This is a genomic window from Burkholderia sp. SRS-25, assembly GCF_004343765.1.
Taxonomy (GTDB): Bacteria; Pseudomonadota; Gammaproteobacteria; order Burkholderiales; family Burkholderiaceae; genus Burkholderia; species Burkholderia contaminans.
This window is the reverse complement of record NZ_PTXM01000033.1, coordinates 60,757-66,780: the sequence shown is the minus strand read 5'-3', so window position 1 is coordinate 66,780 and position 6,024 is coordinate 60,757. Positions and strand designations below refer to the sequence as shown.

The 6,024-nt window shown below is 63.0% G+C and carries 3 protein-coding genes, 2 rRNA genes and 1 pseudogene; 4 read left to right on the top strand and 2 right to left on the bottom strand.

All coding sequences use genetic code 11. The features are described from left to right. From C5O79_RS34740 to C5O79_RS34730, 3 genes are all read left to right on the top strand, one after another. Positions 1-115, top strand: a 23S ribosomal RNA gene (locus tag C5O79_RS34740); the annotation flags it as partial. A 154-nt stretch (positions 116-269) separates the two neighbouring features. After that, positions 270-382, top strand: a 5S ribosomal RNA gene (gene rrf, locus C5O79_RS34735). 708 nt (positions 383-1,090) lie between these two features. Beyond that, positions 1,091-2,515: a DHA2 family efflux MFS transporter permease subunit gene (locus C5O79_RS34730; protein WP_046549770.1), complete on the top strand. Its 1,425-nt coding sequence runs from the start codon at positions 1,091-1,093 to the stop codon at positions 2,513-2,515. Between the two features lie 274 nt (positions 2,516-2,789). Here the strand turns inward: C5O79_RS34730 and C5O79_RS34725 are convergent, their stop codons facing one another. Together C5O79_RS34725 and C5O79_RS34720 are read right to left on the bottom strand one after the other, a co-directional pair. After that, entirely contained in the window at positions 2,790-3,533 is a 744-nt protein-coding gene (locus C5O79_RS34725; RefSeq protein WP_122476867.1) for a 2OG-Fe(II) oxygenase, read from the bottom strand. A 289-nt stretch (positions 3,534-3,822) separates the two neighbouring features. Beyond that, complete coding sequence (locus tag C5O79_RS34720; RefSeq protein WP_122476865.1) at positions 3,823-5,415, bottom strand: inorganic phosphate transporter; 1,593 nt, start codon at positions 5,413-5,415, stop codon at positions 3,823-3,825. A gap of 209 nt (positions 5,416-5,624) precedes the next feature. On the opposite strand from C5O79_RS34720, the pseudogene C5O79_RS34715 reads away from it, so the two are divergent. Continuing rightward, a pseudogene (locus tag C5O79_RS34715) lies at positions 5,625-6,023 on the top strand (CbtA family protein); the annotation flags it as partial. Position 6,024: the final 1 nt, after the last annotated feature.

Genomic DNA, 6,024 nt, shown 5'->3' with positions numbered 1-6,024 from the left:
TGGGGACTAGATCCCCTTGAAGGGTCGTTCGAGACCAGGACGTTGATAGGTCAGGTGTGTAAGCGCAGTAATGCGTTCAGCTAACTGATACTAATTGCCCGTAAGGCTTGATCCTATAACAAGTCTGCCTTGTAGATCGGCGCCGTGCGACAGCACCGGCCGCGATCCAAAGCGACAAGTTGGATTCTCGTGTGTGATACACACAACTCAAGATTACTGCTTCTTCCAAGATTGGTTGCGCTGCGAAGCCAGCGCAACAACCCTCTTTGCCTGATGACCATAGCGAGTCGGTCCCACCCCTTCCCATCCCGAACAGGACCGTGAAACGACTCTACGCCGATGATAGTGCGGATTCCCGTGTGAAAGTAGGTAATCGTCAGGCTCCCTAAGCCAGAAACCCCCGCTCGAAAGGCGGGGGTTTTTGCATTGGCGCGGCGGAAATGCGTGGGGGACCGGGATGGACGGCCGGCCGGCTTGGTAAAGCTCCGCGGCACTCCTACCTCCAGGCACGTTTTGCTGCACCGCACGTCAATCTGGCGAGACTGAGGCGTGGAATGCGTCGATCCAGGCCTTCAATGTTCTCGGCCCTTGGCTGCACCGCACGTCAATCTGGCTGGAATCGGAGCGTCGAATGGGGCGACTCAGGTCCCCACTGCGCTCGAGCGATCTGCAGCGCTGCGCTAATGAGATCTCCCTATGCTCTCCCTGTACCACACATCAATCGGCTCCCAGTAGTCCGCATCAGACGTCGATTCAATTAGACGTCGATTTCTCCAGAATGACAGTGGAATGGCTGATGATGCGCGACGTTTGTCGAAAATGGCTGGCGATTGATGTGTCCGGGCAAATGGCATCTTGAACCATCTACCGGCCCTTCGACACGATGCATCGACGTAATCATCGGCGCACACTATGAACTCAGCGCCAAATCGTCATAAAAATCTATGCGCATAAATTCCATTCGCGCGACAGGCCCGGCAGAGCGGGGAGCATGCCCTTCGGAGTAATATCGCCATTCGTCCCGATTCCCGGCGTTTCCAGGCAACCGCCGGCGGTCGGTATCCTCCGTATTCCGTCTCCCGCACCGTTCATGACTGACAGCCCTGCCCAAGGTGGTCGGACGACCGACTTCTTGCCGTATCTCGTCGCCGCAACGTTCTTCATGGAGTACCTCGACACGACCGTGATCGCGACCGCGCTGCCGCAAATGGCGCGCTCGTTCGGCGTCGGGCCGAACGCGCTGAGCCTCGGAATGACGGCCTACATGCTGGCGCTTGCCGTATTCATCCCGATCAGCGGCTGGATCGCGGACCGCTATGGCTCGCGCACGGTGTTCGCCAGTGCGATCGTCGTCTTTACCGGTGCGTCCGTGCTGTGCGGGTTGTCCGAGGGTGTCGTGACATTCACCGCTGCGCGCCTGCTGCAAGGCGTCGGCGGGGCGATGATGGTGCCGGTCGGGCGGATGATCGTCGTTCGCAGCACCGAGAAGGCAAAGTTGATGCGCGCGATCGCGACGATCACTTGGCCAGGTATCGTCGCTCCTGTCGTCGGGCCGCCGATCGGCGGCTTCATCACGACCTATGCGTCGTGGCGATGGATCTTCCTGCTGAACGTCCCGTTCGGGATTGCGGCATTGGTCTGCACCTGGCTGATTGTCCGGAACACGCGAGCAGACGAGCAACGGCCACTCGATTGGGTTGGTTTCGTGCTCGCCGGGGGCGCGCTGACCTGTCTGCTGATCGGCACCGAAGCGGCCGGCCAGCAGGACGTCCACTTTACGCGTGCGGCAGTCCTGGTGGGCGCGAGCGTGCTGTTCGGCATTGCCGCATGGTGGCATGCGCAACGTTGCACACATCCGCTGCTCGACTTCACCACATTGAAGGTACCGACGTTCTCGGTGACGGTGATCACCGGGTCGATCACGCGGATGGCCATCAATGCCGTGCCATACCTGCTGCCGCTGTTGTTCCAGATCGGCTTCGGGTTGTCGCCATTCCAGTCCGGCCTGCTGCTGCTCGCAAGCGCGCTCGGCAATCTCGGGATGAAGGCGGGAACGTCGTGGATTCTCGATCGCTTTGGCTTCCGGCGCGTTGCGCTCGTCGACGTGACGATAGTCGGACTGTTCACGATCGCATGCGGCTGGCTGACCGCATCGACGCCACTTGCGATCACGCTATTCGTCGTATTCGTCTACGGACTGACGCGGTCGATGCAGTTCACGACGCTCGCGACGCTGGCCTATGCGGATATCCCGGCCCGGCAGACAAGCGCGGCCAGCACGCTGTGGAGCGCGGCTCAGCAGATGACGATCGGGATGGGCATCGCGTTCGGTGCGTTGTCGCTTCGACTCGCGGCGCTGGTGCGGGGCGATGCGGCCGGCATGCACTACGTGCTTGACGACTTCCGCTGGGCGTTCGTCGCGGCGGGTGTGCTCGCGTTGCTGACGTTGCCGGGTTACGCACGGCTCGCTTCCGATGCGGGCGACCGGCTGCGGGCGAATGTGGCGCGCGGGTAGGCCGCGTTTTCTGTCGACTGTGTGCTGCGACAGGGAAGTGCCGGAGCGCTCCGTCGCTCACTTTGAACGTGGGTCCGACGTGTAGCGACAGTTCGACGGGAAGCGGAAACGGTCATCTGCCACGGTGGATGAGTGAAATGATTGCGCGGTGATTCCCGCTTGCCAGGAATCCCGATCGATCTCGCGCGATCGACACGTCGGATGCGCGATTTTTCCGCGCGGATCCGACGGTGTGACGAATGGCGCGACAACGTCGTGCTCGCCCGGGGCGCAGTTACAGCGCGTCATGGAAGATGATGCCGACCGTGTGGCGGTGGCCGCTCCGGATCCGGCTGACGCCGTGGCGCAGGTTGACGCGATAGACGCCGCGCGTTCCCTGCACGGGCCTGCCGTGCACGGCGAAGATGACGGCGTCGCCTTGTGTCAGCGGCACCACTTCCGCGCGCGACTGCATGCGTGGTCGCTGTTCCGTCAGAACGAATTCGCCACCGGTGAAATCACGGCCCGGCGCCGACAACAGGACCGCGACCTGAAGCGGAAACACGTGCTCGCCATACAGGTCCTGATGAAGGCAGTTGTAGTCGTCGGCGCCGTATTGCAGGATCAGCGGCGTCGGTCGCGTTTGTCCTGTCGCATGGCAGCGATCGAGGAAGGCCGCGTGGTCTGCCGGATAGCGGACGTCGATCCCCAGTGCCTTGTTCCAGCGATTCGCGATTGGCGCGAGATGCGGATAGATCGTCGCACGCAGCTCGGCGATGATCGTGGGGAGCGGATACGCGAAATACTTGTATTCGCCGCGACCAAATCCGTGCCGTGCCATCACGACGCGCGAGCGATAGAGCGCATCGTGAGGATAGAGCGACGCCAGCGCCGCGCATTCGCTTGCCGAGATCAGGCCCGGCACGCGCGCGCATCCGTAGCGATCGAGATCGGCATCGACCGTCGCCCAGTCGATTGCGTCGACGCGTTGCGCGATTTCCAGCGATTCGACGGCAGGTTGCAGGTCGGCAATGTTCATGGGCGTTCCTCGTTTCGTCAGCAATGTGGCGCCATATAGTTGTGCGGATGCTTTGGCCACGTCGTCCGCACGATGGAGCCTACGGCAAATGTTGATGAGCCCAGTCTATGGGTGTACTTGTGCCGGCGCGCTCCAGATCTTGCGCTTCAATTCGGGAAACGAAGTGGCGCTCGCGACGGCATGGACGCACCGGATGCCTCGGCGAGGCTAATCGGAGAGACGGAGAGACGAGGGACGACTCTTCCGCAGCAGGTAGCCGGCTCCTGCCAGCCACCCGCCGCATCACCGCTTACGCCACCGACCGGAACAACCAATAGAGCCCGCCGGCAAGCACGATCGACGCCGGCAGCGTAAGCACCCACGCCAGCATGAGGCTGCGCACCGTGCCCCATTGCAAGCCCGATCCGTTCGCCGCCATCGTGCCTGCGACGCCCGACGACAACACGTGCGTCGTCGACACCGGCAATCCGTACACGTCGGCCGCGCCGATCGTGAGCATCGCGACGAGTTCGGCCGACGCGCCCTGTCCGTACGTCAGATGCTGCTTGCCGATTTTCTCGCCGACGGTCACGACGATCCGCTTCCAGCCCACCATCGTGCCGAGGCCCAGTGCGATCGCGACCGCAACCTTCACCCACGTCGGAATGAACTTGGTCGCGTGGTCGAGCTGCTTGCGATAGTTGTCGATCGCGAGCTTGTCGTCGGCGGCGAACGCGGGCTGACCGGACTTCTCGATCAGGCGGATTGCTTCGGATACCAGATACATCGTGTTGCGCACGTTGTCGACGTCGCGTTGCGGCACGGCCGCCATCGAGCCCGATGCACCGACCGCGGTCGCGAGCGACGTGGACAACTGCTGAACGGCGGGGATCACGGCCGGCGTCAGTTCGCGATGCTGTACGTAAAGCTCGACGTCGGCACGCGGGTTCGCGGACGGTGCAACGCCGTTCGTGTACTTCCCGAACGTCACGGCTGCCTGGTTCGCGACCGCCACGAAGGTCTGTGTCTCGGCCGGCGTGACGGCCTTGTTCAGCGCATACGCGGTCGGCACCGTGCCGATCAGGATCAGCATGATGAGCCCCATCCCTTTCTGGCCGTCGTTCGAGCCGTGCGCGAACGACACGCCCGTGCAAGTCAGGATCAGCAGGCAGCGAATCCAGAACGGCGGCGGCTGGTCCTTCGGCGGCTCCTTGTACAGCTCCGGAATCCGCACGAGGGTTTTCAGCACGAGCAGCAGCAGCGCCGCGCACAGGAAGCCGACGAGCGGCGAGAGCAGCAGCGACTTGCCGACGCCGAGCGCCTGGCCCCAGTCGACGCCGCTCGTGCCGGACGGTCCGTGCATCAGCTGGTTCATCAGCCCGACGCCGATGATCGACCCGATCAGCGTATGCGAGCTCGACGACGGCAACCCGAAATACCAGGTCGCGAGATTCCATACGATCGCGGCGATCAGCAGCGCGAACACCATTGCGAAGCCCGCACCGCTGCCGACCTGCAGGATCAGCTCGACCGGCAGCAGTTGCAGGATGCCGAACGCGACGGCGCCGCTCGAGACCATCACGCCGAGGAAATTCCACATGCCCGACCAGATCACCGCGACGTTCGGCGTCAGCGAGTGCGTGTAGATCACGGTCGCTACCGCGTTCGCGGTGTCGTGGAAACCGTTGACGAATTCGAAGCCGAGCGCGATCAGCAGCGCGGCACCGAGCATCAGGTACGGGAACAGCGATCCTTCGCGCATCGGCGACAGATCGTCGACCAGGTGCGTGGCGATATAGACCGCACCGATCGCGAGCACCAGCAGGAAGACGACGTAGCCGAGCTGTTTGGTGCGCTCGACGGAGCCCGAATTGTTCCGGGCAGACGAAGCAGGTTGATTCATGACGGTATCTCGTGAGGGAACCGCGACCGATCCTAGCTTTGGCTAGCAGTCAGTTTGATGACAGCAGGGACAACGAACGGAATGTCTTGCCGCGATGTAAGGTGAACATCGCCAGGCAATGGCGATACGACGCGACACGTCGGCTTGTGTCGTGGTCGATATCGCAAACGCGACATGGCAGGCGGCTACGTCGCCATGTCGCGCCGATCGTCGCGCTCGTGATCGTGCCGAACATCCAGTACCCGGCCAATCCGCGGTCGGTCGGCGAGCCCGACACGATCGGCTATCGCACGGGGTTGTTCTGCCTGACGATCGCGATCCCGGTCGCGACGATGGTGTTCTCGGTCCGCGTGCGCCGCCATCTGCTGGCGAAGCTCGGGCAGTGGAACGCGTCGATCGTCGTCGGGCTCGTGTTCGTCGCGATCATCGCGGCCATGCAGATCGGGCTGCCGTCGGTCAGCGAGTTGCCGGCCGGTTTCCCGGCGGCCTTGCTGTGGAAGTTCCGCGTGGCGGCCATCGGCATGCAGGTGATCATGTGGACGACGATCGGCCTGCTGTGCGGCGCGTGGGTCGAGTGCGGCGAACGCGTCGGCATGCGCGCCGCCTGAC

What these genes read in the sequence shown, in the direction of transcription:
- C5O79_RS34730 (WP_046549770.1), top strand. Translation starts at nt 1,091, where the DNA reads ATGACTGACAGCCCTGCCCAAGGTGGTCGGACGACCGACTTCTTGCCG.
- C5O79_RS34725 (WP_122476867.1), bottom strand. Translation starts at nt 3,533, where the DNA reads ATGAACATTGCCGACCTGCAACCTGCCGTCGAATCGCTGGAAATCGCG.
- C5O79_RS34720 (WP_122476865.1), bottom strand. Translation starts at nt 5,415, where the DNA reads ATGAATCAACCTGCTTCGTCTGCCCGGAACAATTCGGGCTCCGTCGAG.